This is a genomic window from Streptomyces sp. NPDC090083, from assembly GCF_044747445.1.
Taxonomy (GTDB): Bacteria; Actinomycetota; Actinomycetes; order Streptomycetales; family Streptomycetaceae; genus Streptomyces.
Genome location: NZ_JBIVED010000001.1, coordinates 744,084 through 770,814, shown reverse-complemented (window position 1 = coordinate 770,814; position 26,731 = coordinate 744,084). Strand labels below are relative to the sequence as shown.

Here is a 26,731-nt window from a genome sequence, read left to right as displayed (position 1 = left end):
ACCCACATCACGGATTACACGATGTCAGAGGGCCGCCCGGCAATGGTCCGGTACTGAGGAGGACAGATGACGACGGCGAGTGAGTCGTTCCGTAGCGCGCGGGATTTCCTGTTGGCGCACCGCGAGGACTATGCCACGGCCTACGAGGGTTTCTCCTGGCCCCGGCCCGAGCACTTCAACTGGGCGCTCGACTGGTTCGACGTCATCGCGGCCGGGAACGACCGCACGGCCCTGCGCATCGTCGAGGAGGACGGCACCGAGGCCGCCCTCTCCTTCGCGGAGATGTCCGAGCGCTCGAACCGCGTCGCCACCTGGCTGCGCGCCCAGGGCGTCCGTGCCGAGGACCGGATCCTCGTCATGCTCGGCAACCAGACCGAGCTGTGGGAGACGGCGCTGGCCGCGATGAAACTGCGTGCCGTCGTCATCCCCGCCACTCCGCTGCTCGGCCCCGCCGACCTGCGCGACCGCGTCGCACGCGGCCGGGTCCGGCAGGTGATCGTGCGCTCCGAGGACGCGGCCAAGTTCGACGAGGTGCCCGGGTCGTACACCCGGATCGCGGTCGGCGGCGCCGTCGAGGGCTGGCGGTCCTACGCCGACGCGGACACCGCCTCCGCGGAGTTCACGCCGGACGCGACCACCCTGGCCGACGACCCGCTGATGCTCTACTTCACCTCGGGCACCACCGCCCACCCCAAGCTGGTCGAGCACACCCACACCTCGTACCCGATCGGCCATCTGGCCACCATGTACTGGATCGGCCTCAAGCCCGGCGACGTGCACCTCAACATCTCCTCGCCCGGCTGGGCCAAGCACGCCTGGTCGAACCTCTTCGCGCCGTGGAACGCGGAGGCGACCGTCTTCATCCACAACTACACCCGCTTCGACGCGGCCCGGCTGATGGCCGAGATGGACCGCGCGGGCGTCACCACCTTCTGCGCTCCGCCGACCGTGTGGCGCATGCTCATCCAGGCCGACCTGACCCAGCTGCGCACCCCGCCCCGCGAGGCGCTGGCGGCCGGGGAGCCCCTGAACCCCGAGGTCATCGAGCAGGTCCGGCGGTCGTGGGGTGTCACCATCCGGGACGGCTTCGGGCAGACCGAGACCGCCGTCCAGGTCTCCAACAGCCCCGGCCAGCCGCTGAAGACGGGGTCGATGGGACGGCCGAGCCCGGGCTACCGGGTCGAGCTGCTGGACCCGGTGTCGGGTGCGCCCGGCGCGACCGAGGGCGAGATCGCGCTCGACCTGTCCGACCCGCCGGTCGGCCTGATGACCGGCTACCACGGCGACCCGGACCGTACGGCGGAGGCGATGGCCGGCGGCTACTACCGCACCGGCGACATCGGCTCCCGCGACGAGGACGGCTACATCACCTACGTCGGCCGCTCCGACGACGTCTTCAAGGCCTCCGACTACAAGATCTCCCCGTTCGAGCTGGAGAGCGCGCTGCTGGAGCACGAGGCGGTGGCCGAGGCCGCCGTGGTGCCCGCGCCGGACGAACTGCGGCTCGCCGTACCGAAGGCGTACGTCGTGCTCGCGGCGGGCTGGGAGCCGGGCCCCGACACCGCGAAGGTGCTGTTCGAGCACTCGCGTGACGTCCTCGCCCCCTACAAGCGCATCCGGCGGCTGGAGTTCGCGGAGCTGCCCAAGACCGTCTCCGGCAAGATCCGCCGGATCGAGCTGCGCGAGGCGACGGCCGCGGGGTCGGGTGCCGAGTACCGCGAGGAGGACTTCCGATGAACTCGTACACCCACGGAACGGGCGGGACCTCGCTCCTCGGCGACACGATCGGCGCGAACCTCGACCGGGCGGTGGCCGCGTGGCCCGACCGCGAGGCGCTGGTGGACGTGCCGTCGGGGCGGCGCTGGACGTACGCCCGGTTCGCCGCCGACATCGACCGGCTGGCGCGGGCGCTGCTCGCGACCGGGGTGGCGAAGGGCGACCGGGTCGGGATCTGGGCGGTCAACTGCCCCGAGTGGGTGCTCGTCCAGTACGCCACCGCCCGGATCGGCGCGGTGATGGTGAACATCAACCCGGCCTACCGCACCCACGAGGTCGAGTACGTGCTGCGGCAGGCGGGCGTCTCGGTGCTGTTCTCCTCGGTCGCGCACAAGAGCAGCGACTACCGGGCGATGGTCGACCAAGTGCGCGGCAGGTGCCCGGAGTTGCGGGAGGTCGTGTACATCGGTGACCCGAGCTGGGAGGCGTTGACGAGCCGGGGGACGGGTGCGGCGGCGTACCCGGAACTGTCCTGCGACGACCCCATCAACATCCAGTACACCTCGGGCACCACCGGCTTCCCCAAGGGCGCCACCCTCTCCCACCACAACATCCTCAACAACGGTTATTTCGTCGGTGAGTTGGTCGCCTACAGCGAGCAGGACCGGATCTGCGTCCCGGTGCCCTTCTACCACTGCTTCGGCATGGTCATGGGCAACCTCGCGGCGACCTCGCACGGCGCGTGCATCGTGATCCCGGCCCCGTCCTTCGACCCGGCGGCGACCCTGAAGGCCGTACAGCAGGAGCGGTGCACCTCGCTCTACGGCGTCCCGACCATGTTCATCGCGGAGTTGAACCTCCCCGACTTCGCGTCCTACGACCTCTCCTCGCTGCGCACCGGCATCATGGCGGGCTCGCCCTGCCCGGTCGAGGTGATGAAACGGGTGGTCGCCGAGATGCACATGGCGGAGGTGTCCATCTGCTACGGCATGACCGAGACCTCCCCGGTCTCGCTCCAGACCCGGCGGGACGACGACCTCGAACACCGCACGGGCACGGTGGGCCGGGTCCTGCCGCACCTGGAGGTCAAGGTCGTCGACCCGGCGACCGGGGTCACCCGACCCCGCGGCACGGCGGGGGAGTTGTGCACCCGCGGCTACAGCGTGATGCTCGGCTACTGGAACGAGCCGGAGAAGACCGCCGAGGCGATCGACGCCGGCCGCTGGATGCACACGGGCGACCTGGCGATGATGCGGGAGGACGGCTACGTCGAGATCGTCGGCCGCATCAAGGACATGATCATCCGGGGCGGCGAGAACATCTACCCGCGCGAGATCGAGGAGTTCCTCTACACCCACCCGAAGATCGCGGACGTCCAGGTCGTCGGCGTTCCCCACGAGCGCTACGGCGAGGAGGTCCTCGCCTGCGTCATCCCCCGCGACCCGGCCGACCCGCCGACGCTGGAGGAGGTGCGCGGCTTCTGCGACGGGAGGCTCGCGCACTACAAGATCCCCACGCTGATGCGGATCATGGACGCCTTCCCGATGACCGTGTCGGGGAAGGTCCGCAAGATCGAACTGCGGGAGCGGGCCGTGCGGGGCGAGTGAGGGCCCCGGACACGACCTAGCTCCCCGCCGCGTCGAGTTGGTCGGCCAGGTCGTTCACCGGCTGGGGTGTGCCCGTGAGGTCGAGGACGAACAGGGGGACGCGGAGGGCGTCCGCGCGGGCGCGGGCGTCGTCGGCGTAACCGGCGAGGGAGAAGTAGACGCACTCGGTGGACTCCGTCATGGCGGTGAGCCACAGACACTCCACGTCCCGCGGTGACGCGGGGCGGACGGTCGGATCCACCTGCGCGAGGATGCCGCGGGCCGCGAGACCGATCCCGGACGGGGGCCGCTGGTCGGCGCGGCGGATGTCCCGGTAGCCGAGCCAGCGCAGATACAGCGCGGCGGCGGTGACCGCGTCGCGCGCGGTCCGGATCGTCACCGGCTGGAAGGCGGGCCGCCCGCGCACATCGGCGCCGAGCCGCGTGGTCCGCACCGCGGGTTCCGAGGTCGGCTCCGCGCCCGCGACGGGGATCCGCAGCAGGGTCCCGCACGGGCAGCCCAGCTCCGGGTACGGCCATTCGTCGAGCCGCCCGCAGGCCGCGCAGCGCACCGCGATCCAGTCCTCGTCCCAGACCCGGTGGGTCACGACCGTCGCCACCCCGCGCTGATCCAGCGGCGGGGCGACGGGGGCTCCGCACACACAGGGGTACGACGGCGCAGCGTAGACGTGCTCACGTCGGCAGGCCGGACAGCGCACCGGCACGCTCTCGGACATGAGCCCCATGGTCCTCCTGGAAACCCCTGCTTGTCCGTCTCTTGACGGCCTTGGTCACCCCACTTACATTACTTCCAGATAGTAGAAGTTACATTCCACGATACGGAAGTCCGAAGTCAGTGAGGAGCTTTCACCGCGGGGCGCGCCGGTGAGGTGATTCCGACAGCCGAAGCAGGAGTACTCCATGGCTCGTATGACCGCTGCCCGCGCGGCAGTCGAGATCCTCAAGCGCGAGGGCGTCAGCGACGCGTTCGGCGTCCCGGGCGCGGCGATCAACCCGTTCTACGCCGCCCTCAAGGCCTCCGGCGGCATCCACCACACCCTCGCCCGCCATGTCGAGGGCGCCTCGCACATGGCCGAGGGCTACACCCGCACCCGGCCCGGCAACATCGGTGTCTGCATCGGCACCTCGGGCCCGGCCGGCACCGACATGATCACCGGCCTCTACTCCGCGATCGGCGACTCGATCCCGATCCTGTGCATCACGGGCCAGGCCCCGACCGCCGTGATCCACAAGGAGGACTTCCAGGCCGTCGACATCGCGTCGATCGCCGCCCCGGTGACGAAGATGGCGATCACCGTCCTGGAGGCGGCCCAGGTCCCCGGCGTCTTCCAGCAGGCCTTCCACCTGATGCGCTCCGGCCGCCCGGGCCCGGTCCTGATCGACCTGCCGATCGACGTGCAGCTCACGGAGATCGAGTTCGACCCGGAGACGTACGAACCGCTGGCGGTGTACAAGCCGACGGCCACCCGGGCGCAGATCGAGAAGGCCATCGGTCTCCTCAACGCCTCCGAACGGCCGCTGCTCGTCGCCGGCGGCGGTGTCATCAACGCCGACGCGGCCGAACTCCTCGTCGAATTCGCCGAGTTGACGGGTACCCCGGTCGTCCCGACGCTGATGGGCTGGGGCGTCCTGCCCGACGACCACGAGCTGAACGCCGGCATGGTCGGCCTCCAGACCTCGCACCGCTACGGCAACGCGACCTTCCTGGAGTCCGACTTCGTCCTCGGCATCGGCAACCGGTGGGCCAACCGCCACACCGGCAAGCTGGACGTCTACACGGCGGGCCGCACCTTCGTCCACGTCGACATCGAGCCCACCCAGATCGGCAAGATCTTCGCCCCCGACTACGGCATCGCGTCCGACGCGAAGGCGGCGCTGGAGCTGTTCGTCGAGGTGGCGAGGGAGTTGAAGGAGGCGGGCGCCCTGCCCGACCGCTCACGGTGGGCGGCCTCGGCCCAGGAGCGGAAGGCGACTCTCCAGCGCCGTACGCACTTCGACGACATCCCGATCAAACCCCAGCGTGTTTACGAGGAGATGAACAAGGCCTTCGGCCCGGAGACCCGGTACGTCTCCACCATCGGCCTCTCCCAGATCGCCGGCGCCCAGATGCTGCACGTCTACCGCCCCCGCCACTGGATCAACTGCGGCCAGGCGGGCCCCCTCGGCTGGACCGTCCCCGCCGCCCTCGGCGTCGCCAAGGCCGACCCGGAGGCGTCGGTGGTGGCCCTCTCCGGGGACTACGACTTCCAGTTCATGCTCGAAGAACTCGCGGTCGGCGCCCAGCACCGCATCCCCTACGTCCATGTCCTCGTGAACAACGCCTACCTGGGCCTGATCCGCCAGGCCCAGATCGGCCTGGACATCAACTTCCAGGTCAACCTGGAGTTCGAGAACATCAACTCACCCGAACTCGGCGTCTACGGCGTGGACCACGTCAAGGTCGTCGAGGGCCTCGGCTGCAAGGCCATCCGCGTCACCGACCCCGCGGAACTGGGCGCGGCCTTCGAACAGGCCAGGAAGCTCGCCGCGGAGTTCAGGGTCCCGGTCGTGGTCGAGGCCATCCTGGAACGCATCACCAACATCGCGATGAGCAGGACGAACGACATCAGCGACGTGGTGGAGTTCGAGGAGCTGGCGACGGAACCGGCTCACGCGCCGACGTCGATCAAGACGCTGAAGGTGCCGTAGCCGAAGGCGCGGTACACGGCAGCGCGAGGCGGGGCGGCCCATCCGGAGGGATGGGCCGCCCCGCTTTTTCTCATGGGCCGGCGGAGGGCCGGTGGGCTGTCGGAGGTTCACTGGCCGGGGTGTTCCGAGAGGCCGGGCCAGTCCTCCGGCCCGCCGCCCTGCCACTCGATCAGGTCGCTCTCCTCGACCTCGATCCGGTCCAGGTCGGCCAGCCGCAGGATCTCGACGACGTCGTCGAGATGGGACGCGACCCCGAGGGTCTCGTCCCCGCTGGTGACCCGGCGCGAGCCGTCCAGGGCCGGGGTGTGCACCACGATGTGCGGGAGTTCCGGTGGGTGTGCCATGCCTTCAGGCTGCTGTGCGGACGCCCGGTCCGCACCCGGAAACGCGGAAGAGCGCCGGATACGGAACCGTCCGTATCCGGCGCTCGTCGTGGTGGCCGTCCGGTGGCGCGAGGCTGGGCGCGACAGGACGTTCGCGCCACCGGACGGAGTCTGGGGGTGGATGAGGGGGCTCCACGAGGCGTGGAGGGGGCAAATGGCTGGGACCGCGGCGGTCGCGACGGGACCGGGGTGCTCCTTCCCTCAGGTCGAGAAGGAGGCCTCGGTGCCTTGACCACCGCACTGGCTCGCATTCCGCCGCGGTCCTGGCCCTGCCCGCGCGACACCGGTGACCACCCCTCATCCGGGTCGTCCGGCACGCACGGGCCGTCGGTGGAGTCAGTCCTCGCGCAGGGCGCGGACCGCCTCCTCCACGCGCCGGCCGTACTCCGGGTCGGCGGCGTGGAAGTGTGCGAGGTTCTTCTCGATCACGTCGTCGCGGGAGACCTGGGACAGCCCGCCGGCGATGTTCGCGACGAGACGGGACCGCTCCTCGGACGACATCAGGCGGTACAGCTCGCCTGCCTGGTAGAAGTCGTCGTCCTTGGTGTGCTGCGGGGCCTCGTGCGTGCCCGTGTGGCCGGTGACCGGAAGCGGCGCCGACAGGGCGCGGCCGGTCTCGGCCGGGCCGTTGTAGGAGTTCGGCTCGTAGTTCTTGGCCGACCTGCCCTGGGAGTTGGTCGCCATCAGGCCGTCCCGGCCGTAGTTCTGCGCGGTCGTCGCCCGGGGGGCGTTCACCGCGAGCAGCGTGTGGTTGACGCCCAGGCGGTAGCGGTGCGCGTCCGCGTAGGCGAACAGGCGGCCCTGGAGCATCTTGTCGGGCGAGGGGCCGATGCCCGGCACGAAGTTGTTCGGGGAGAACGCGGCCTGCTCGACCTCGGCGAACACGTTGTCCGGGTTGCGGTCGAGGACCAGGCGGCCCACCCGCTGGAGCGGGTAGTCCCGGTGCGGCCACACCTTGGTCAGGTCGAACGGGTTGAAGCGGTACTCCGCCGCGTCCGCCGCCGGCATGATCTGCACGTGCAGGGTCCAGGACGGGTTCACACCGCGCTCGATGGCCTGGAGCAGGTCCGTCTGGTGAGAGGAGGCGTCCTTGCCCGCCAGCTCGGCGGCCTGGTCCGAGGACAGACTGCGGACACCCTGGTTGGTCTTGAAGTGGTACTTCACGAAGAAGGCCTCGCCCTCCGCGTTCGTCCACTGATAGGTGTGCGAGCCGTAGCCGTTCATGTGGCGGTACGACGCCGGGATGCCGCGGTCGCCCATCAGCCAGGTCACCTGGTGCGTGGCCTCGGGGCTGTGCGCCCAGAAGTCCCATACGTTGTCCGGCTCTTGGCGGCCCGTGAAGGGGTCGCGCTTCTGCGAGTGGATGAAGTCAGGGAACTTGATGGGGTCCTTGATGAAGAACACCGGGGTGTTGTTCCCGACGAGGTCGTAATTCCCCTGCTCCGTATAGAACTTGACGGCGAAGCCGCGCGGGTCGCGCACCGCGTCCGCGCCGCCGAGCGAGTCGGCGACGGTGGAGAAGCGCAGGAACAGCCGGGTGCGCTTGCCGACGCCGCTGAGGAAGTCGGCGTGGGTGAAGCCGGTGACGTCGTCGGTGACCTCGAAGTAGCCGTACGCGCCGGAGCCGCGGGCGTGCACCACGCGCTCCGGGATGCGCTCGCGGTTGAACCGGGCGAGCTTCTCCAGGAGGTGCTGGTCCTGGAGGAGGAGCGGGCCGCCGATGCCGGCGGAGGCGGAGTTCTGGTTGTCGGCGACCGGGGCGCCGGACTCGGTGGTGAGCACGCGCTTCGACATCGTGACCTTCCGTACGAGGGGCAGCGGAATTCTTCGGAAGTTGTTTTCCGCTTTGTGGAGCTTAGGTTTGGGGCGATCGGGACGTCAACAGTTTGTTGAACGCGATTCCGTGGGGGAGAGGGATTCCGGGCCGCGGCGCAGCCTGGGCGCGACAGGACAGATGTCGGCGGCGCCGCGGCCCGGAAGTCTGAGGGGACCGGTCAGAGCCGGGCGCCGGACAGGCGCTCCACGGCGCGCAGCAGCGCCGAGTGGTCGAGGCCGCCGTCGCCCTGGGCGCGCAGCGAGGCGACCAGCTGGGCCACCACGGCGCCGACGGGCAGCGCGGCGCCGACCGTGCGGGCCGCGTCCGTGACGATGCCCATGTCCTTGTGGTGGAGGTCGATCCGGAAGCCCGGCTTGAAGTCGCGCTGGAGGAAGTTGTCCTTCTTCCGCGTCAGCACGGTCGAGCCCGCGAGTCCGCCGTTGAGGACGTCCAGCGCGGCGGCCAGGTCCACGCCCGACTTCTCCAGGAAGACCACGGCCTCGGCGCACGCCTGGATGTTCACGGCGACGATCAGCTGGTTGGCGGCCTTCACGGTCTGGCCCGAGCCGTGCGGACCGCACAGCACGATGGTCCGTCCGAGCGCGTCGAAGATCGGCGAGGCCTCCTCGAAGTCGGACTGCCCGCCGCCGACCATGATGGACAGCACGGCCTCGATCGCCCCGGCCTCACCGCCCGAGACGGGGGCGTCCAGGACCCGGACTCCCTTGTCCCCGGCGGCCTTCGCCAGGTCGACCGAGGTCTGCGGGGTGATCGACGACATGTCGATGAGGAGGGTGCCGCTGCGGACGTTCTCCAGGATGCCGTCCGGGCCGTAGGCGATGGCCTCGACCTGGGGGGACGCGGGGACCATGGTGATCACCACGTCGGCGTCCCGCACGGCCTCGGCGATCGAGCCGGCCGCGGTGCCGCCGGCGGCGGTCAGGCGGTCCAGCTTGTCCTGTTCCAGGGTGAATCCGGTGACGTCGTAGCCCGCCTTGATCAGGTTCTCGGACATGGGGGAGCCCATGATGCCGAGGCCTATCCACGCGATCTTGGGGAGACTGCTCATGAAGGGACCTCTCTGACTGCTCGGCAAGTAGGGGGAGTTCAGCGGGCCGCGGGCGGGAGCCAGTCGAAGGCCTCGGCGCTCGGGCGGTCGCCGGGCTTGTACTCCAGGCCCACCCAGCCGTCGTAACCGGACTTCCTCAGCTGGTCGAGGAGGTCTTCCAGCGGGAGCGTGCCGGTGCCGGGGGCGCCGCGGCCCGGGTTGTCCGCGATCTGCACATGGCCGGTCTTCGCGGCGAACCGCTCGATCACGGAAGGGAGTTCCTCGCCGTTCATGGACAGGTGGTACAGGTCCATGAGGAAGCGCGCGTTGCCGAGGCCGGACGCGGCGTTCACCTTGTCGACGACCTCCACGGCGGCGGGCGCGCTGACCAGCGGGTACAGCGGCGACTCGGGCCGGTTGAGCGCCTCGATCAGCAGGACCGCGCCGATCCGGTCGGCGGCGCGGGCCGCGAGGACCAGGTTCTCCAGCGCGAGCGCGTCCTGCCGGTCCGGGTCGACGCCCTCCACGCGGTTGCCGTACAGCGCGTTGAGCGCCGTGGCACCGACGGAGTGGGCGAAGTCGGCGGCCACGTCGATGTTCGCGCGGAACCTCTCCGACTCCTCGCCGGGGATCGACAGGGCGCCGCGGTCGGGGCCCGGGAGCCGGCCCGCGTAGAAGTTCAGGCCGGTGAGCTGAACGCCCGCGTCCTCCAACGCCCGCTTGAGCGCGTCGAGTTCGGACTGCTCGGGGGTGGGGGAGTCGACCCAGGGCCACCACAGCTCGACCGCGGTGAAGCCGGCCGCGGCGGCTGCCGCCGGGCGCTCCAGGAGCGGGAGTTCGGTGAAGAGGATCGACAGGTTGACGTTGAAGCGCTGGTCTGCGAATCCCATGAGCCGCTGCGCTCCCTTCCGTGGTTTGTAATTCCGTATAGCGGAAGTTTGTTTCTGCTTAATGGAAGATTGCCGCCGGGGGTCGGGGCTTGTCAAGAGGGCTCGGCGGAAAACGGCAGCGCGCGTTAGGTTGTGCCCGTGCGATTGCGAGTGGAGTTCACGACAGAGCCCTTCGACCTCGACGAGGCACCGGCCCACGCGCTGGTGGCCAGGGAGGTCATCGAGGCCGCGGAGCTGGACGGCGTCGACGTCGGGCCGTTCGGCAACACCGCCGAGGGGGACGCGGGCGAGGTGCTCACCGCCGTGGACGCGCTGCTGCGCAGGGTGCTGGAGGCCGGCGCCACCCGGGTCTCGCTCCAGCTCAACGTGATCGGGGAGAGCGGACGGTGACCGGTGTGGGGGACGAGCCGTTCATCACGGCCGTGAAGCCGCTGGTCGACGCCATGGGCGGCGAGATGCTGCCGCCGGACGAGGCCGGACCGGACGACGTCGTGCTCGCCTGGGAGGGCGCCGACGTCGTCGCCGTACGCCTGCCGCAGCTCGCGGACTCGCTCGACCACATCCTCGCCGCGATGGAGCGCAAGCGGGGCAAGCCCCTCGCCGACCTCGACCGCAGGGCCAAGCAGGAGGTCGTACGGGTCCTGGAGGCGCGCGGCGCCTTCTCCGTGCGGCACGGTGTCGAGACCGTGGCGAGCGCCCTCGGCGTCAGCCGCTTCACCGTCTACAACTACCTGAACCGCGACAAGGACGCCTGAGCTGCGACAAGAGCGCCCGGGCCACGGCGGCGGGGCCCGGGGCGCGGCACGGGCGACGGTCGGCCGGTGCCCCTCGGGGCCGTCCGGACCCGGGCGTCCTCTTTGTTACCCGGAATTTTCAACAAAGTGTTGACGCCGTGTTTCCGAACGCGTTAGCTACTGGGCAGCCCGTTCAGCACAAGGCCACGGAGGCTGCCGTGACGTCGACTTCCACGCCGCCGGGGCTCACCCGGTTCAACGTCCTGGAGGAGCACGCGGCGTACACCGCACTCCTTGAGGCGTGCGCTTCCACGGCGTGGGCGCGGCGGCTGCTCGCGGCCCGTCCGTACGCCGGTCCCGAGGACCTGTACACCACGAGCGACACCGCGACCGCGGAGCTGACCGACACCGACCTGGCCGAGGCGATGGCCGGGCACCCGCCGATCGGCCGCCCCAAGCCCGGCGACCCCACCTCCGCCCGCGAACAGCGCGGCATGGCGGGCGCCTCCGAGGACCTCAGGGCCGAGATGCTCGACCTGAACCTGGCCTACCAGGAGAAGTTCGGTCATGTGTTCCTGATCTGCGCCACCGGCCGGACCGGCGAGCAGATGCGCGACGCGGTCAGGGAACGGATCGGCAACGCGCCGGAGCGGGAACGCGAGATCGTCCGCGCCGAGTTGGGCAGGATCAACCGTATCCGGCTCGCCCGTATCGTCGAAGAGGAAGCCCGAGCATGAGCACCAGCACCACCGCCTCGGTGTCCACGCACATCCTGGACACCAGCGCCGGCCGCCCCGCCGAGGGCGTCGCCGTCCGGCTCGCCGCGCGCAGCGGCCCGTCGGGGGACTGGCAGCCGCTCGGAGCCTCGGCCACCGACGCGGACGGCCGGTGCAAGGACCTCCCGGCGCCGCCGGAGGGCACCACACACGTACGGCTCGACTTCGCGGTGGAGCCGTATTTCGAAAAGAAGCAAGCCGATGCGCAGCAGGACGCCCCCGCGAATCGGGACAGCGGTGCGACCGGAGTGTTCTTCCCCGAGGTGGCGATCACCTTCGCCGTGAAGCCCGGCGAGCACTATCACGTACCGCTGCTGCTCAACCCGTTCGGCTACTCCGTTTACCGAGGGAGCTAGCAGAAGATGGCAGACAATTCCCGCCCGGGCCGCCCTGTGATCCTGGGACAGAACCAGTACGGCAAGGCCGAGAACCGAGTCGTCAAGATCACGCGGGACGGCGCCACCCATCACATCAAGGACCTCAACGTGTCCGTGGCGCTGAGCGGCGACATGGAGGAGGTCCACTACTCCGGCTCGAACGCCAACGTGCTGCCGACGGACACCACCAAGAACACGGTGTACGCGTTCGCCAAGGAGCACGGCATCGAGTCCGCCGAGCAGTTCGGCATCCACCTCGCCCGGCACTTCGTGACCAGCCAGGAGCCGATCAGGACCGCGCGCATCCGCATCGAGGAGTACTCCTGGGAGCGGATCGACACCTCCGACGCCAACTCCCGGTTCATCGGCGCCGACGAGGTCAAGCACTCCTTCGTCCGCAAGGGCCAGGAGACCCGGGTCACCCAGATCACCTACGACGGCGAGCGGTGGGAGGTCGTCTCCGGCCTCAAGGACCTCGTCGTGATGAACTCGACCAACTCCGAGTTCTGGGGCTACGTCAAGGACAAGTACACGACCCTCCCCGAGGCCTACGACCGCATCCTGGCCACCCAGGTCTCGGCCCGCTGGCGCTTCAACTGGTCCGACGACGAGCAGAAGATGCCCAGTTGGGAGAAGTCCTACGAGCAGGTGCGCAAGCACATGCTCCAGGCCTTCGCCGAGACGTACTCGCTGTCGCTCCAGCAGACCCTGTACCAGATGGGCTCGCGGATCATCAACAACCGCAGTGAGATAGACGAGGTCCGCTTCTCCCTGCCCAACAAGCACCACTTCCTGGTGGACCTGGAGCCGTTCGGGCTGAAGAACGACAACGAGGTGTACTTCGCCGCCGACCGGCCCTACGGCCTGATCGAGGCGACCGTCCTGCGGGACGGCTGCGAGCCGGCGATACCGGTGGACCTCACCAACCTCTGAGCAACTCCCGCTCCACCGGCTCACTTTGCGGCACCCGTGGCCCGCCCGTCCCGTGCGGGCCGCGGTACTCAAATCCCGGGGTCCTGCCGTGCCCACTCCACACCGTGCAGAGGACGAACCATGGCAGCAGTTCAGCGCACCGTCATCGAGAACTGTTCGATCGCGACCGTCGACGCCGACGACACCGAGTACGCGACCGGGCACCTCGTCGTCGCCGGCAACCGCATCGAGTCCCTCGGCGCGGGCAGCGCCCCCGAGGGCCTGGAGAACGTCGTACGCCGCATCGACGCCTCGGGCCATCTGGTGACCCCCGGCCTGGTCAACACCCACCACCACTTCTACCAGTGGATCACCCGGGGTCTGGCCACCGACCACAACCTCTTCGACTGGCTCGTCGCGCTGTACCCGACCTGGGCGCGCATCGACGAGCAGATGGTCCGCGCCGCCGCGCAGGGTTCCCTCGCGATGATGGCCCGCGGCGGAGTCACCACCGCGATGGACCACCACTACGTCTTCCCGCAGGGCTCCGGCGACCTCTCCGGCGCGATCATCGGCGCCGCCCGCGAGACGGGCGTCCGCTTCACGCTGGCCCGCGGCTCCATGGACCGCAGCCAGAAGGACGGCGGCCTGCCCCCGGACTTCGCCGTCGAGACCCTCGACGGCGCGCTGGCCGCGACCGAGGCGACGGTGCGGGAACACCACGACGCCTCCTTCGACGCGATGACCCAGGTCGCCGTCGCCCCCTGCTCACCGTTCTCCGTGTCGACCGAACTCCTCCGGCAGGGAGCCGAGCTGGCCCGCCGGCTCGGGGTGCGGCTGCACACGCACGGCTCGGAGACGGTCGAGGAGGAGCAGTTCTGCAAGGAACTCTTCGGCATGGGCCCGACCGACTACTTCGAGTCCACCGGCTGGCTCGGCGAGGACGTGTGGATGGCGCACTGCGTCCACATGAACGACTCCGACATCGCCGCCTTCGCCCGCACGAGGACCGGTGTCGCCCACTGCCCCTCGTCCAACGCCCGCCTCGCCGCCGGGATCGCCCGCGTCCCCGACATGCTCGCCGCCGGTGTCCCGGTCGGCCTCGGCGTCGACGGCACCGCCTCGAACGAGTCCGGCGAACTCCACACCGAACTGCGCAACGCCCTCCTCGTCAACCGGCTCGGCGCCCACCGCGAAGCCGCCCTCAACGCCCGCCAGGCCCTGCGCCTCGGCACCTACGGCGGCGCCCAAGTCCTGGGCCGCGCACAGGAGATCGGCTCCCTGGAGCCGGGCAAGCTCGCCGACCTGGTGCTGTGGAACCTGGACACGCTGGCCCACGCCTCGATCGCCGACCCGGTGACCGCGCTCGTCTTCGGCGCCGCGGCCCCCGTCACCGCCTCCTTCGTGAACGGCCGTCAGATCGTCGAGTCGGGCCGCCTGCTGCACGTCGACGAGGACGCCATCGCCCGCTCCACGCGGGACGAGGCCCGGCGCCTGGCGCGGATCGCCGCCCAGCACTGAGCCGCCGACGGCGACCCCGGCCGGCGTCAACCGCCGTGCCGCGTCGCCCGGTCGAAGATCTCCGGACGAGGGGGACGGCCCTCGTCCGGTGGCCGGGGCCGGGGCGCGCACACCTGTGCGCGCCCCGGAACGGCCCTGCCCATCCTCTGCGGTGGGTTCCGTCCCGGTCCCGCACGACCGCGCACCACCTCCTGAAACCCACGTCAGAGCCGACGTGTTACCCGCCCGGAGGAGCCGCCGTGACCACCCGCCCCGTTGACGAGCACGTGACCATCCACCCCGTCGACGAGAAACTCCCCGCACTCAAGATGGCCACCACGGGCCTCCAGCACGTGGCCGCCATGTACGCGGGAGTCGTCGCCCCGCCGCTGATCGTCGGCGCGGCCGTCGGCCTCTCCGGCACCGAACTCACCTTCCTCACCGGCGCCTGCCTCTTCACCGCGGGCCTCGCGACCTTCCTGCAGACCCTCGGCATCTGGAAGATCGGCGCCCGGCTGCCCTTCGTCAACGGCGTCACCTTCGCCGGTGTCGCCCCGATGACCGCGATCGTCGCCTCCACCAAGGACAAGTCCGACGCGCTGCCGATCATCTTCGGCGCGGTGATCGTCGCCGGCCTCCTCGGCTTCCTCGCCGCCCCCTTCTTCAGCAAGGCGGTCCGCTTCTTCCCGCCGGTCGTCACCGGCACCGTGATCACGCTGATAGGCGTGTCCCTGCTGCCCGTCGCCTTCGGCTGGGCGCAGGGACCCGACCCCTCCGCGCACGACTACGGTTCGCGCACCTACCTCGGCCTCGCGGCGGCGACACTCGTCGTCGTCCTGGTCCTGCGCCGCTTCACCCGCGGCTTCGTCAAACAAATAGCCGTCCTGCTCGGCCTGTTGATCGGCACGCTGCTCGCGATCCCGTTCGGCGTGACGGACTTCAGCCCCGTGGCCGACGCCGACGCGATCGGCTTCCCGAGCCCCTTCCACTTCGGCGCACCGCAGTTCCAGGTCGCCGCGATCATCTCGATGTGCGTGGTGATGGTGGTCTCGATGACCGAATCCACCGCGGACATGCTGGCGTTGGGCGAGATCGTCGAACGTCCCGCCGACGAACGGACCATCGCGGCCGGCCTGCGCGCCGACACCCTCGGCTCCGCCCTCAGCCCGCTCTTCAACGGTTTCATGTGCAGCGCCTTCGCCCAGAACATCGGCCTGGTCGCCATGACCCGCATCCGCAGCCGGTACGTCGTCGCCACCGGCGGCGGCTTCCTGGTCCTCATGGGCCTGTGCCCGATGGCCGCGTCGCTCATCGCCGTCGTGCCCCGCCCGGTCCTCGGCGGAGCGGGCGTCGTCCTGTTCGGCTCGGTCGCCGCCAGCGGCATCCAGACCCTGGTCAGGGCGGGCCTGGACCGCGACGACAACATCCTCATCGTGGCGGTCTCGCTGGCCGTCGGCATCATCCCGATCACGGCGCCGGACTTCTACCACGCCTTCCCGCAGACCGTGCGGATCGTCCTCGACTCGGGCATCTCCACGGGCTGCGTCGCCGCGGTGGCCCTGAACCTGGTCTTCCACCACCTCGGCAGGACCCGCGAACGGGCCGGGGCCACGACCGGAGCCGTACCTCTCGCACGCCAGCCGATCTCGTAACCGCCGCCGGACCCGCGCCAGTTGAGCAGTCACCTCACCGCGCGTCCCCGGGCCACGCCATGAGGTGGGCGAACAGCTCCGCCTGCTCGATCGCGTCGTCCAGAGCGTGATGGGTGTGCCGCCGCCGGGACAGCAGCTCCGGCGGCATGGCACCCTTCGCCACGGCCCGCAGCGGGAGCCGGGCCTTCGCCGCGTACAGCGTCTTCATGTCGAGACAGCCCGAGTGCCCGAACGGGCTCGCACCGGTGAAGCGGATCAGATACCAGTACAGGAACATCCAGTCGTACGACGCCGGATAGCCGCACATCACCGGCTGCGCGCCGGCGGCGACCTCACGCACCCACCCGGCGAACTCGGCCAGCGCGACGGCGGGTTCGGCGCCCTCCTCGCGGAGCCGGCCGCGATCGAGCCCGCTCACGGCGAGCGCCTCCGGCACGAACTCCGCGCTGATCGGCCGGAGTTCACGGTAGAAGGTCAGCTTCTCCGGATCCGCCGCACTGAACCCGTCCCGGTCCTGCACTCCGGCCACGGCCGCGCCGAAGCTCAGCATGGAGTACGGCCCGGGGATCGGGCCGTCGGCCTCGACGTCGACGGAGACGTACAGGCTGGGCTTGACGCGTCGGGTGGCCATGGGTCCGGAGCATCGCAGCTGGGGGCCGCCGCCCGCATCCGAAATTCGGCCACCGCGCACCCCGGACACCGGGCACGCGCCCCGCTGTCCGCCTCAGCCGCGGCGGATCGCCCGGCAGGGCATCGCCTCCGGCAGACGCCCCGTGAAGTAGGAGCGGGGCGGGACGCCCATCAGGGCGCGGAAGTCGGACGTCATGTGGGACTGGTCGTAGTAGCCGGTGACCGCGGCGAGGCCTGCCCAGGACAGTTCCGTGGCGTGGGCCAGCACCGCGCGGACGCGGTTGATGCGGGCGAAGTGCTTGGGGGAGAGACCGACCCCCTCGGCGAACAGCTTCCGCAACTGCCGCTCGCTGACGGCGAGTTCACGGGCCACGTCGGGCACCGGCCCGGGGAGGCGGCCGGTGCGGACGGACATCGCGTCGACGCCGGCCCGGACGAGTCGGGTGCGGGAGGGGTCCGCCGCGGCGGCGAGGCGGGCGGGGAGGATCTCGGCGAGCCGGGCCGTCGTCGACTCGGGGCCGGGGTCCGATCCGAGCAGGTCGGCGGCCAGCCGGCGCGGGAGCTCGCCCGGGAGGTCGCCCAGGAACACCGCCCGCCCGACGAGATCGACCGCCGGAACACCCAGCAGCGGCAGCGTGGTGCCGGGCGCCAGACGTACCTCCACGCAGGAGACGACGGGCTTGCCCGCGTGGTACGTGGCCCGGACCCGCGGCCCCACGACGAGGACACTGCGCCGCCCGTCGCCCTCGACCCGCACGATCACCTTCGTGTCCGCGTCCGGGAGATGGACGAACGGCTCCTTCCGTATCGCGTCGAGCCGCAGCACGCCGACACGGCTGACCCAGGGGCGCAGTTCGTCGGGCAGGTCCACGACCCGCTCGGACAGGGCGTTCGTCACCCCTCCACGGTAAGCGCGCCCGCACACCGGAACGGGCCCCCGACCGTGCCGGAATCTCCTAGAAACCGGGCCGCCTCCCCGCCCATCGTGGTGGCCATGATCCTCGTGACGGGTGCCACCGGCACCATCGGCAGTGACGTCGTACGACAGCTCGCGGCGCGCGGTGAGAAGGTGCGCGCCCTGACCCGTGACCCCGGACGGGCCGACGTGCCCTCGGGAGTGGAGACGGCGCGGGGCCACCACGCCGACCGGGCCTCGGTGGAGGCCGCGCTGACCGGAGCCGAAGTCGCCTTCCTGGTCGGGGTGTTCGGCCCGGACGACGCCGAGCACGACCGGGGTCTCGTCGAGGCGGCCCGGGCCGCCGGCGTCCGCCGGATCGTGAAGCTCTCCGGCATCGGCACCGGCGAACCCGCGGTCGGACCGGTCGGCACCTGGCACATGGCCGGTGAACAGGCCGTGCGGGACAGCGGGTTGGAGTGGACGATCCTGCGGCCCTCGGCCTTCGCCTCGAACACCCTCGGCTGGGCGGCGTCCCTGCGCGCGGGCGGTCCGGTACCGAACACCAGCGGCGACGGCGGGCAGGGGGTCGTCGATCCGCGCGACGTGTCGGAGGCGGCGGTGGCGGCCCTGCTCGGCCCGGCCCACGCGGGGCGGACGTACACCCTGACAGGACCGGAGGTGCTCACCGTCCCCGACCAGGCCGCCGTCCTCGCCGACGTCCTCGGCCGCCCGGTCCCCGTACGCGACCTGTCCTCGGCCGAGGCCCGCGCCCACCTCCTGGGACTGGGCTTCAGCGACACGTTCATCGACGCCTCCGAGATCAGCCGGGCCTTCGTGAGGAACGGCGGCAACGAGGTCGTCACGGACGACGTACGGGAGGTGCTGGGGCGTCCGGCCCGGACCTACCGGGAGTGGGCCGAGGACCACCGGGCGGTGTTCGGGGACAGGTGATCCCCGGTCGGCCTCAGAGTCCGAACAGGCCCGGGTCCGTGGTCAGCTTGCGGAAGACCTCCCGCGGCTCGGCGACCAGCCTGCGCCGGTGGAGGTCCAGCAGTCCGACGGTGGACACGACCTCCGCGGAGACCGTGCCGTCCGCCTTGGCGATCGTCTGGAGCACGCGGAAGGTCTTGCCCTCGCCCCACTCGAAGCCGCAGCTCACCGTCACCTCCTCGTCCACGCGCAGCTCGCGCAGATACCGGATGGTGGTCTCCAGGACGACCGGTCCGATCCCCTCGGCGATCAACTCGGGCTGGCCCGCCCCCGCGGCGGTCAGCGCCTTCCAGCGGGCGTGCTCCGCGTACTGCAGATACACGCTCTGATTGAGGTGCCCCAGGCTGTCGGTCTCGTATCCGCGGACGGTCACCGGGACGGAAAACGGCTCGCTCACTGCGTTCCCTTCTCGTGCTGACGGCTGATGACTCTTGGATGCTCTGACCGACCGATCTTGACATGCTCCTTCAATGTCGTTCACGTCCGCCGCGGTGAGGCGAGCAGGTAACTCGCCCCCGTGCGCGGCTCCTTGTGCTCGCTGACCTGCCAGCCCGCCCGCTCCAGCGTCCCCGCGCAGGCGCGCAGCGCCTCCCCGTCCGGATCGCGCACGGCCACCGCCTCCGGCTGCGGGGTGACACGGACCTTGTAGCCCGCGGACTCCCGCCCCGCCGCGTCCCGCGTGACGGGCCGGTGCCCCGCGGCCTCCAGGGCGAGCGCGGCGGCCTGCACCAGATGCGTCCGCTCCCAGCCGCACGGCCGCTCCACGGAACCGTCCTGATGGGTCATCCGGCGCAGCTCCAGCAGACCCTGCCAGGCGCTGTGCACCTCGCGCGTGCGGGCGGCGTGAGCGGTGTCCTGCGCGTCCTCACCGCCGATGCGCGCGGCGAACACCCCGGAGGTCGCGGTCGAGCCAGTGGCCGAGGCCGTGGGCGCGGGGGCCGCGGCGGGCGCGGACCCGACGGCGTCCGGCGGCGACTCCCGGACGCGATGCCCCGCCGGGGTCAGGAAGTGGTCGTGCGGCGGACGCGGATGCCGGAACGCGAGCCCGCGCCTCACCAGCGCGGCGAGCTGCGTCTCCGTGCCCCGCAGTCGCCCGGTGACGGGATCGGCGGCGTCGATCACACGCCGCTGCGCGGCGGTCGGCGGTCGGGTCACGGCGTGCTCCTTCCCGTCTGTCGGTCCGCTGCGGCGTCGTGTGCGCGCTCCTTCGAAGGCTACGACGGAGGTCTGACATTCCAGGCGGCGATGACCGGCCGTCCGTGCTCCGTCCCGAGTCGGCACAGCGTCCCGGTCGCCAGCTGGAACAGGGCGCCCTTCTCCGGCGGCAGCCCGAGCCACCGCGCGGTGAGCACCCGGAGGAAGTGGCCGTGCGCGACCAGGACGACCACGCCCTCCGTGTTGGCGAGGGCCGCGTCCGCCTTGGCCAGGGCGCGGTCGGCGCGCCGGCCCACCTGCTCGGGGCTCTCCCCGGGGTGGCCCGGCGGCCCGGGCGGGACCCCGTCGGTGAACAGGAACCAGTCGGGCCGGGTGCGCTGGATCTCGACCGTGGTGATGCCCTCGTAGCCGCCGTAGTCCCACTCGCGCAGGTCGACGTCGATGCGTACGTCCGTCAGGCCGATCAGCTCGGCGGTCTCCCGCGCGCGCTGCAGGGGGCTGACGAACGCGGCGCCGACCCGGTGCGACCGGATCAGCGGGACCAGGCCGCGCGCCTCCTCCCGCCCCTTCGCGGTGAGCGGGACATCGGTCGAGCCGGTGTGCCGGCCCGACCGGGACCATTCGGTCTCTCCGTGCCGTACGAGGAAAAGATCACCCATGGATCACAGGCTATGGGCCCATTGCTCCAGCGTCGCGAAATCGTGCTCCCGCAGCCCCCTGCGCGGGTCCACCCTGAGGAGGAGCGCGGGACCGTCGTGGTGTGCCTCCACATGCCGTACGTCCAGGTCGGTGACCAGGTCGTCGACCCAGACGAAGGGGCGGCCCGCGGCCCAGGCCACGATCTGGCGGGTCTTCCAGTAGAGGCCGTCGGGGTCCTTGGCGAACAGCTCCGTGAACTCGATCACCGGCAGTTCACCGGGCAGCCCGATCACCGGCGCGATCATCTCGTTGGCCTGGTGCATCCAGGTGGTGGCCCAGACCGGTTCGTACGGCAGCGCGCGTATGCGGGCGCCGTGGCCCGGGTGCAGGCGGACCCGCAGCCCGCGCCGCAGCCGGCGGGAGCCCGGCTCCTGCCGGGCCGACCAGTTGGCCGGCCACAGCCGGTGTGTGACGTAGCCGCGGTGGCGCAGGAACCGGGCGCCGTACGGGTTGAGGGGGCCGTCGACGTCGAGGAGCAGCAAGGGGTGGTCGGTCATGCGGAGGAGGTACCCAGGGCGGTGCCCGGATAGCTGCTACTGGCGGTATCCGCCGAGGAAGCGTCCGATCCTGCCGATCGCCGCCTCCAGGTCGTCGGCGTACGGCAGGGTGAGGATGCGGAAGTGGTCGGGGGTCGGCCAGTTGAAGCCGGTGCCCTGGACCACCTGGATCTTCTCGCGGAGCAGGAGGTCCAGGACGAACTTCTCGTCGTCGTGGATCCTGTGCACCTTGGGGTCGAGCCGGGGAAACGCGTACAGGGCGCCCTTGGGCTTCACGCACGAGACGCCCGGGATCTCGTTCAGCTTCTCCCACACCACGTTGCGCTGTTCGTGCAGCCGCCCGCCGGGCACGGTCAGGTCGCGGATGGACTGACGGCCGCCCAGCGCGGCCTGGATGGCGTACTGCGCGGGCGCGTTCGGGCACAGCCGCATGGAGGCCAGCATCGTCAGGCCCTCCAGATAGTTCCTGGCGTGCTGCTTGGGGCCGGTGACCACCAGCCAGCCCGAGCGGAAGCCGGCCACGCGGTACGTCTTCGACAGGCCGCAGAAGGTGAGGACGACCAGGTCGGGGGCGAGCGCGGCGGCCGAGTGGTGCACGGCGTCGTCGTAGAGGATCTGGTCGTAGATCTCGTCGGCGAAGACCATCAGGCCGTGGCGGCGGGCGAGGTCGAGGATGCCCTCGACGATCTCCTTGGGGTAGACGGCGCCGGTGGGGTTGTTCGGGTTGATGATGACGACGGCCCTGGTGCGGTCGGTGATCTTCGCCGCCATGTCGTCCAGGTCCGGGTACCAGTCGGCCTGTTCGTCGCAGAGGTAGTGCACCGCCTTGCCGCCGCCGAGGGTCGTCACCGCCGTCCAGAGCGGGAAGTCCGGGGCGGGGATGAGGATTTCGTCGCCGTCCTCCAGCAGTGCCTGTACGGCCATGGAGACCAGCTCGGAGACGCCGTTGCCCAGGAACACGTCGTCGACGCCGACGTCGAGGCCCAGGGTCTGGTAGCGCTGGGCGACCGCGCGGCGGGCCGAGAGGATGCCGCGCGAGTCCGTGTAGCCGTGGGCCCGGGGCAGCATCCGGATCATGTCCTGGATGATCTCCTCGGGCGCCTCGAAGCCGAAGAGCGCGGGGTTGCCGGTGTTCAGGCGCAGGACGCTGTGGCCCGCCTCCTCCAGTGCGTTGGCGTGCTCGATCACCGGACCGCGGATCTCGTAACAGACCTCGCTGAGCTTGCTCGACTGCCGGAACTCCATTGCGCCCTCGCCCCATCGGCTTCGTGTGTTGCTTGGTTTTACCAAGTGTGAGCTTGGAAAGTCCAACAACATGTCTAGACTGCGTCGCATGTCACCTCGCCGAAGCTACGACCAGTACTGTTCAGCGGCCCGCGCGCTCGACCTGGTCGGCGACCGCTGGACCCTGCTGATCGTCCGCGAACTCCTCGCAGGACCGCGCCGCTACACGGACCTGCACGCCGATCTGCCGGGTGTCAGCACGGACGTACTCGCCTCACGGCTCAAGGACATGGAACGGGACGGGCTCACGACACGGCGGCGGCTGCCGCCTCCGGGCGCGGTCTACGTCTACGAACTCAACGGTCGCGGACGGGAGTTGCTGCCCGTGCTCCAGGCCCTCGGCGCGTGGGGCGCGCCCGAGCTGGGCGAGCGGCGGCCCACCGACGCGGTGCGCGCGCACTGGTTCGCGCTGCCGCTGCTGCGGGCCCTCGACGGCGAGGGGCTGGTCGAAGTCCGGCTGGAGGAAGGCGAGTTCCACGTGTACGCCGGCATGGAGGAGGGCGGGCTCGTCTACGGCGAAGGGGTCGCGCCCCGCGAGCCCGACGCCCGGCTCGTGCTCGACGCCGACACCTGCACGGCGCTCGCGCAGGGGGAGTTGAGCCTGCCCGACGCGGTGCGTGCCGGACGGGTCGAGGTGACCGGCGACGGCACGCTCGCGAAGGCGCTGCGGGAGGCCTGACACCGGGCCCGGAACGACGGAAGGCCCGCCAGGGGCGGGCCTTCCGGGGACGTCACATACCGGGCGGCGGCACGCGCCTGGGCCGTCCCGACCCCCGCGTCAGCGCATACCCGCCGATCCCCGCGAGCGCGGCCAGCACACCGCCCACACCCGTCCACACCCAGCGGTCGGACCACCAGCCGGAGGACCAGCCGCCGTCGGGCTCGATGCTCGACAACACCGCCGACTTCGACGACGAACCGTCGTCGTCGGACGCCGACTTGGCCGCGATCCCCGGCGTCAGCGGCTGGGCCAGCGAGCCGTCCACGGCCGCCGCGCCGCCGATGTCCTTGGAGTCCACCCGCACCTCGGTGCTCACCGGCTTGCCCAGCTCCGAGGACGGGAGGTCCACGACGGTGAGCCGCACGTAGTACGTGCCCGGCAGCGGGTCGTTGGCCCACGTCTCCGACCAGGCGCGGACCGTGCGCAGCGTGCACGCCAGGTCGACGGAGGCCGCGTCCTGCGCGGCGGTGCGCGTCGCGGCACCGTACTGGCAGGCCTGGCGGCGCCGCAGCCCGTCCCAGACGTCGAGCTGCCAGGTCTCGCCCGCGTGGGTGTCCGGCAGCTTCACCGTCGCCCTGACGGTGGGTCGTTGGCCGGCGTCCGCGGCGAACGACCAGTACAGGTAGTCGCCGGTGGAGCCGCTCGCGGTGGCCTGCTGCCCCTGGTCCAGCTCCGTCGCCGTACGGAACGAGGTGCCCGCCTGGGTGGGGGCCGAACCGCCGTCGGAGGGGCTCGCGGAGGGGGAGGAGTCCGCCGCCGCGGGCGCCGCCGCCAGCCCCGCGAGCAGCAGGGCCGTGCCCAGCACACGTGTGATCCGCATCAGTTGGTCCTCCAGACCGCGAGACGCCAGCGGGACAGCCAGCCCCACAGCAGACCGGCGACGAAGCCGGTCAGCACGAGCGCGCCGAGCAGCCACCAGCCGCGGCCGAGGCCGAAGGAGGCCACGTCACTCGCCATGCTCGGCCCGTCCACGACGTCCACGGTGAGTTCGAGGGGCAGACCGGGGGTGGTCTTCACCCCGGCGGCCGCCGAGAAGGAGTTGGTGACCTGGAGGCACACCGTCTCCGCCGGGGCGTTGTCGTCGTCGCTCTCCGCCTTCGGATAGCGAAGGCCCGTGGAGATGACGTCCGTCCGGCCGTTGCCGGTGCCCTCGCCGCGCACTATCTCGCGGCCGTGCACGGTGACCGCCCGCATCAGCACCCCGTAGTCCGGGTTCACTTCACGGTCGGCCCCGACGCTCACCGAAGCACGCAGCTCCTGGCCCGGGTCGACGTCCACGCGGTAGAAGCGCTGCTTGCCGAACTCCTCGCGGTCCGTGTACAGACCGGACTTGAGGGTCGGGGCGCTGGAGCACTGGGTGGCGCCCTCGGTGGCCACCGGGGTCACCACCGGGTCGGCGGCGCGGTCCACCAACTGGCCCACGCGGTCGGAGAGTTCCTCCTTGTGCTGCACCGAGGTGTAGGTGCCGCCGGTCGCGTCCGCGATGCAGCTGAGCTGGTCGCGGGTCTTGGCGTCCGGCACCAGACCCAGCGTGTCGATGGTCAGGCCGATGCCCTTGGCCGCGATCTCGCGGGCCACCTCGCACGGGTCCAGCGGCTGGCAGGTGTCCTCGCCGTCGCTGATCAGGACGATACGGCGGGTGCCGTCACCGCCGTCGAGGTCGTCCGCCGCCTTCAGCAGCGCCGGGCCGATCGGGGTCCAGCCGGTGGGCGTGAGGGTGGCGACCGCGGTCTTGGCCTCGGTGCGGTTCAGGGTGCCCACCGGGTACAGCTGCGCGGTGTCTTTGCAGCCCGTCTTCCGGTCGTTGCCGTGGTAGTTGGCGCCCAGCGTGCGGATGCCGAGCTGCACCTCCTCGGGTGTCGCGTCCAGCACCTCGTTGAACGCCTGCTTCGCCGCCGCCATCCGTGAGCCGCCGTCCATGTCCTTGGCGCTCATGGATCCGCTGACGTCCAGCACGAGTTCGACCTTCGGGGAGGCCGCGGAGTCCGTCTCGTCGGCGACCGCCCCGGCAGGGAAGGCGACCCCGGCCGTGAGGGTGGCGAGCAGGGCGCAGATCCCCGCCGCCAGCCGTTGTCTTGTGATCATCGCCGGATCCTATTGATCAGATGGACCGGGCTCCAAAACGAGCGGGTTGGGCAGCCCCGTCCACTGGTCCCCGGGCCGCTCCGGCGACAACCGCATCAGCGTCAACGCCTTGGCGGGCAGCGGCTGTTCGAGCAGCGTGGCCAGATCCGGCGTGCGCGGCAGATCCGGTACGACGGCCGCCAGCGCCGCCCTGAGCGCCGTACCGGAACCCGCCGTACCCGCGAGGGAGCCCGCCACCAGGGAGCCGAACAGCTTCCGGCGCAGGGTGAGTTCGTCGTCGGTGACGATGCGTCCGCTCAGTTCGGGGACCGGGATCCCCTGCCCGGCGAGGCGCCTGGGGCTGACGCGGATGTCGGCGAGATCGCGGTAGACCAGGCGCAGCGGGGCACCCGTGCGGGACAGCACCACCAGCAGGTTCTGACCGTGCGCCTCAAGGGCCACACCGGACTCCAGCAGCCGCAGACAGACGACGAGGGCGAGACGGGTGAACTCGGCCAGCCAGACGGGCGAGCGGGGCAGACCGGTGGTCGCGAGAGCGGCCACCGGCAGGACCCGCTCGCCCGCCTCCGTGTCCGCGTACGTCTGCGGCGACTCACGCAACACCGCCGCGAGATCAGGGGAGTTGGCCGTCGCCGCGCCCAGCGTCCGGGTGACGTGCAACAGGCCGTCCGAGCGGGCCGCCAGAACCTCCCCGAAGGCCGACAGGGTCGCCGACAGCCCGATCGAGTAGACCGAGATGTCCCGCACCGAGGAGGTCAGCCGGGCGCTCAGCGCGGTCTTGACGTGCGGCCCGTCCGGCAGCGCGAGGGTCCGCAGGGACATCAGCGGATGCGCGGCGAGCGGCGCGTCCCCCGTCCGCTTCAGCACATGCGCCGCCTGCCACGGGTGCGCCGGGATCAACAGCCGCCCCCCGTCCCGCAGTTCGTCCGGCCACACCCCCGTCACCAGCGACTCCTCCGCCCGCACCGGCACCGACCCGAGCGTCACCACGGGCCGGTGCTCGGGGCCGTAGGCCAACTGCTCGGCCACCGAGAAACCGGGCCGGGAACGGCAGTTGGGGTGGAAGGGGTGCCCGTCGACGATCCGCTGCTCCCACTCCCAGTCGTGCGCGGGCCACTCGTCCACGGGAGCGGGCTGGTTGGCCCGCGACAGCGCCAACGACGCCACGCTGTGCCCGAGTTCGGCCGCGAAGGCGGTCCCGTGCGGCACCGCGAGGTCCGTCATCAGGCGTGCCGGATCGTCGTAGGCGCGATTGTCGAGGTGGACGACGGTGACGTAGGACGTGGTCGCGTACGGATCCGGGCGCGGGCCGCGCAGCCGGCGGCCGTCGGTGAGCCGCAGGACCGGGCCCGGGGTCCTGGCGGCGATCCACGGCAGCGGCTCGAAGGCCAGCGCCCGCCACAGGCGGGTGAGGACCGCGGCACGGGCGCCGGGGAGTTCGGCCGCGTACCGTTGCACCAGGTCGGGACGGACGGCGGCGAGTTCCTCGGCGACCTCGGTCTCGGGAAGCGGGGGACGGTCCACGGTCGACTCCTCGGGTGCGGACGGGGCGTCATGAGCGGTGACGACGAGAGGCGGGGCGGGGGCGGACGGAGCGGGCGGCGGCGGGGCCGCGGACGGCGGGACGGCGGGACACAGGGCGACGAGAGACATACTGATCGCGATCGATGGACA

The 26,731-nt window shown here is 71.2% G+C and carries 27 protein-coding genes; 12 read left to right on the top strand and 15 right to left on the bottom strand.

What is annotated here, in order from left to right; translation table 11 throughout:
- Nucleotides 1-66 precede the first annotated feature (66 nt).
- Together ACIPTO_RS03240 and ACIPTO_RS03235 are read left to right on the top strand one after the other, a co-directional pair.
- Nucleotides 67-1,737 (top strand): AMP-binding protein, encoded by a 1,671-nt coding sequence (locus ACIPTO_RS03240; RefSeq protein ID WP_366311870.1) that lies wholly within the window; start codon nt 67-69, stop codon nt 1,735-1,737.
- Complete coding sequence (locus tag ACIPTO_RS03235; RefSeq protein WP_401189054.1) at nt 1,734-3,323, top strand: AMP-binding protein; 1,590 nt, start codon at nt 1,734-1,736, stop codon at nt 3,321-3,323. Before ACIPTO_RS03240 ends, ACIPTO_RS03235 begins: the two co-directional genes overlap by 4 nt.
- 16 nt (nt 3,324-3,339) lie before the next feature.
- On the opposite strand, the gene ACIPTO_RS03230 is transcribed toward ACIPTO_RS03235, so the two are convergent.
- Complete coding sequence (locus tag ACIPTO_RS03230) at nt 3,340-4,047, bottom strand: hypothetical protein (RefSeq protein WP_366311866.1); 708 nt, start codon at nt 4,045-4,047, stop codon at nt 3,340-3,342.
- A 175-nt stretch (nt 4,048-4,222) separates the two neighbouring features.
- On the opposite strand from ACIPTO_RS03230, the gene gcl reads away from it, so the two are divergent.
- The gene (gcl, locus tag ACIPTO_RS03225) at nt 4,223-6,010 is read left to right on the top strand and encodes a glyoxylate carboligase (RefSeq protein ID WP_366311864.1); all 1,788 of its coding nucleotides are present in this window, start codon (nt 4,223-4,225) and stop codon (nt 6,008-6,010) included.
- A 107-nt stretch (nt 6,011-6,117) separates the two neighbouring features.
- Here gcl and ACIPTO_RS03220 read toward each other — a convergent pair whose 3' ends face one another.
- From ACIPTO_RS03220 to ACIPTO_RS03205, 4 genes are all read right to left on the bottom strand, one after another.
- Nucleotides 6,118-6,354: a hypothetical protein gene (locus ACIPTO_RS03220; protein ID WP_401189051.1), complete on the bottom strand. Its 237-nt coding sequence runs from the start codon at nt 6,352-6,354 to the stop codon at nt 6,118-6,120.
- Between the two features lie 375 nt (nt 6,355-6,729).
- The gene (locus ACIPTO_RS03215) at nt 6,730-8,187 is read right to left on the bottom strand and encodes a catalase (RefSeq protein ID WP_401189048.1); all 1,458 of its coding nucleotides are present in this window, start codon (nt 8,185-8,187) and stop codon (nt 6,730-6,732) included.
- Nucleotides 8,188-8,387: 200 nt separating this feature from the next.
- A complete protein-coding gene (locus ACIPTO_RS03210; protein ID WP_401189045.1) occupies nt 8,388-9,278 on the bottom strand; it encodes a 2-hydroxy-3-oxopropionate reductase in 891 nt (296 codons plus the stop codon).
- A gap of 38 nt (nt 9,279-9,316) precedes the next feature.
- On the bottom strand, nt 9,317-10,147 hold the full coding sequence (locus ACIPTO_RS03205) for a TIM barrel protein (RefSeq protein ID WP_401189042.1): 831 nt from the start codon (nt 10,145-10,147) through the stop codon (nt 9,317-9,319).
- Between the two features lie 138 nt (nt 10,148-10,285).
- Here ACIPTO_RS03205 and ACIPTO_RS03200 point away from each other — a divergent pair, with 138 nt between their 5' ends.
- From ACIPTO_RS03200 to ACIPTO_RS03170, 7 genes are all read left to right on the top strand, one after another.
- A complete protein-coding gene (locus ACIPTO_RS03200) occupies nt 10,286-10,537 on the top strand; it encodes a thiamine-binding protein (RefSeq protein ID WP_366311854.1) in 252 nt (83 codons plus the stop codon).
- On the top strand, nt 10,534-10,902 hold the full coding sequence (locus ACIPTO_RS03195) for a helix-turn-helix domain-containing protein (protein ID WP_366311852.1): 369 nt from the start codon (nt 10,534-10,536) through the stop codon (nt 10,900-10,902). Before ACIPTO_RS03200 ends, ACIPTO_RS03195 begins: the two co-directional genes overlap by 4 nt.
- A gap of 197 nt (nt 10,903-11,099) precedes the next feature.
- Nucleotides 11,100-11,618, top strand: a complete 519-nt coding sequence (gene uraD / locus ACIPTO_RS03190; RefSeq protein WP_401189038.1) for a 2-oxo-4-hydroxy-4-carboxy-5-ureidoimidazoline decarboxylase — start codon at nt 11,100-11,102, stop codon at nt 11,616-11,618.
- Complete coding sequence (gene uraH, locus ACIPTO_RS03185) at nt 11,615-12,013, top strand: hydroxyisourate hydrolase (RefSeq protein WP_366311848.1); 399 nt, start codon at nt 11,615-11,617, stop codon at nt 12,011-12,013. The genes uraD and uraH overlap by 4 nt, the downstream gene beginning before the upstream one ends.
- A 6-nt stretch (nt 12,014-12,019) precedes the next feature.
- Nucleotides 12,020-12,967: a factor-independent urate hydroxylase gene (gene pucL, locus ACIPTO_RS03180; RefSeq protein WP_401189036.1), complete on the top strand. Its 948-nt coding sequence runs from the start codon at nt 12,020-12,022 to the stop codon at nt 12,965-12,967.
- Between the two features lie 120 nt (nt 12,968-13,087).
- A complete protein-coding gene (locus ACIPTO_RS03175; RefSeq protein ID WP_366311844.1) occupies nt 13,088-14,467 on the top strand; it encodes an 8-oxoguanine deaminase in 1,380 nt (459 codons plus the stop codon).
- A gap of 266 nt (nt 14,468-14,733) precedes the next feature.
- Entirely contained in the window at nt 14,734-16,098 is a 1,365-nt protein-coding gene (locus ACIPTO_RS03170; RefSeq protein ID WP_401189685.1) for a nucleobase:cation symporter-2 family protein, read from the top strand.
- A 34-nt stretch (nt 16,099-16,132) separates the two neighbouring features.
- Here the strand turns inward: ACIPTO_RS03170 and ACIPTO_RS03165 are convergent, their stop codons facing one another.
- The gene (locus tag ACIPTO_RS03165; protein ID WP_401189032.1) at nt 16,133-16,729 is read right to left on the bottom strand and encodes an exonuclease; all 597 of its coding nucleotides are present in this window, start codon (nt 16,727-16,729) and stop codon (nt 16,133-16,135) included.
- A 93-nt stretch (nt 16,730-16,822) separates the two neighbouring features.
- A complete protein-coding gene (locus tag ACIPTO_RS03160; RefSeq protein ID WP_401189029.1) occupies nt 16,823-17,626 on the bottom strand; it encodes a helix-turn-helix domain-containing protein in 804 nt (267 codons plus the stop codon).
- Nucleotides 17,627-17,722: 96 nt separating this feature from the next.
- Between ACIPTO_RS03160 and ACIPTO_RS03155 the strand changes: the two genes are divergently transcribed.
- Nucleotides 17,723-18,577: an SDR family oxidoreductase gene (locus ACIPTO_RS03155; protein ID WP_401189026.1), complete on the top strand. Its 855-nt coding sequence runs from the start codon at nt 17,723-17,725 to the stop codon at nt 18,575-18,577.
- 13 nt (nt 18,578-18,590) lie between these two features.
- Here the strand turns inward: ACIPTO_RS03155 and ACIPTO_RS03150 are convergent, their stop codons facing one another.
- From ACIPTO_RS03150 to ACIPTO_RS03130, 5 genes are all read right to left on the bottom strand, one after another.
- Entirely contained in the window at nt 18,591-19,013 is a 423-nt protein-coding gene (locus tag ACIPTO_RS03150; RefSeq protein ID WP_366311838.1) for an acyl-CoA thioesterase, read from the bottom strand.
- An 80-nt stretch (nt 19,014-19,093) separates the two neighbouring features.
- Nucleotides 19,094-19,771 (bottom strand): hypothetical protein, encoded by a 678-nt coding sequence (locus tag ACIPTO_RS03145; RefSeq protein WP_366311836.1) that lies wholly within the window; start codon nt 19,769-19,771, stop codon nt 19,094-19,096.
- A gap of 59 nt (nt 19,772-19,830) precedes the next feature.
- Nucleotides 19,831-20,430 (bottom strand): histidine phosphatase family protein, encoded by a 600-nt coding sequence (locus tag ACIPTO_RS03140; RefSeq protein WP_401189023.1) that lies wholly within the window; start codon nt 20,428-20,430, stop codon nt 19,831-19,833.
- Between the two features lie 3 nt (nt 20,431-20,433).
- The gene (locus ACIPTO_RS03135) at nt 20,434-20,967 is read right to left on the bottom strand and encodes an HAD domain-containing protein (RefSeq protein ID WP_401189020.1); all 534 of its coding nucleotides are present in this window, start codon (nt 20,965-20,967) and stop codon (nt 20,434-20,436) included.
- Nucleotides 20,968-21,003: 36 nt separating this feature from the next.
- Complete coding sequence (locus tag ACIPTO_RS03130) at nt 21,004-22,212, bottom strand: pyridoxal phosphate-dependent aminotransferase (protein WP_401189017.1); 1,209 nt, start codon at nt 22,210-22,212, stop codon at nt 21,004-21,006.
- Nucleotides 22,213-22,300: 88 nt separating this feature from the next.
- Here ACIPTO_RS03130 and ACIPTO_RS03125 point away from each other — a divergent pair, with 88 nt between their 5' ends.
- Entirely contained in the window at nt 22,301-22,930 is a 630-nt protein-coding gene (locus ACIPTO_RS03125; RefSeq protein ID WP_401189014.1) for a winged helix-turn-helix transcriptional regulator, read from the top strand.
- A gap of 52 nt (nt 22,931-22,982) precedes the next feature.
- Here the strand turns inward: ACIPTO_RS03125 and ACIPTO_RS03120 are convergent, their stop codons facing one another.
- From ACIPTO_RS03120 to ACIPTO_RS03110, 3 genes are read right to left on the bottom strand one after another with little or no spacing between them, the layout of a single operon-like run.
- A complete protein-coding gene (locus ACIPTO_RS03120; RefSeq protein WP_401189011.1) occupies nt 22,983-23,792 on the bottom strand; it encodes a hypothetical protein in 810 nt (269 codons plus the stop codon).
- Nucleotides 23,792-25,057, bottom strand: a complete 1,266-nt coding sequence (locus ACIPTO_RS03115) for a VWA domain-containing protein (protein ID WP_401189009.1) — start codon at nt 25,055-25,057, stop codon at nt 23,792-23,794. The genes ACIPTO_RS03120 and ACIPTO_RS03115 overlap by 1 nt, the downstream gene beginning before the upstream one ends.
- A gap of 9 nt (nt 25,058-25,066) precedes the next feature.
- Nucleotides 25,067-26,581, bottom strand: coding sequence for an IucA/IucC family protein (locus tag ACIPTO_RS03110; protein ID WP_401189006.1), 1,515 nt, complete (start codon nt 26,579-26,581; stop codon nt 25,067-25,069).
- Between the last annotated feature and the right edge of the window lie 150 nt (nt 26,582-26,731).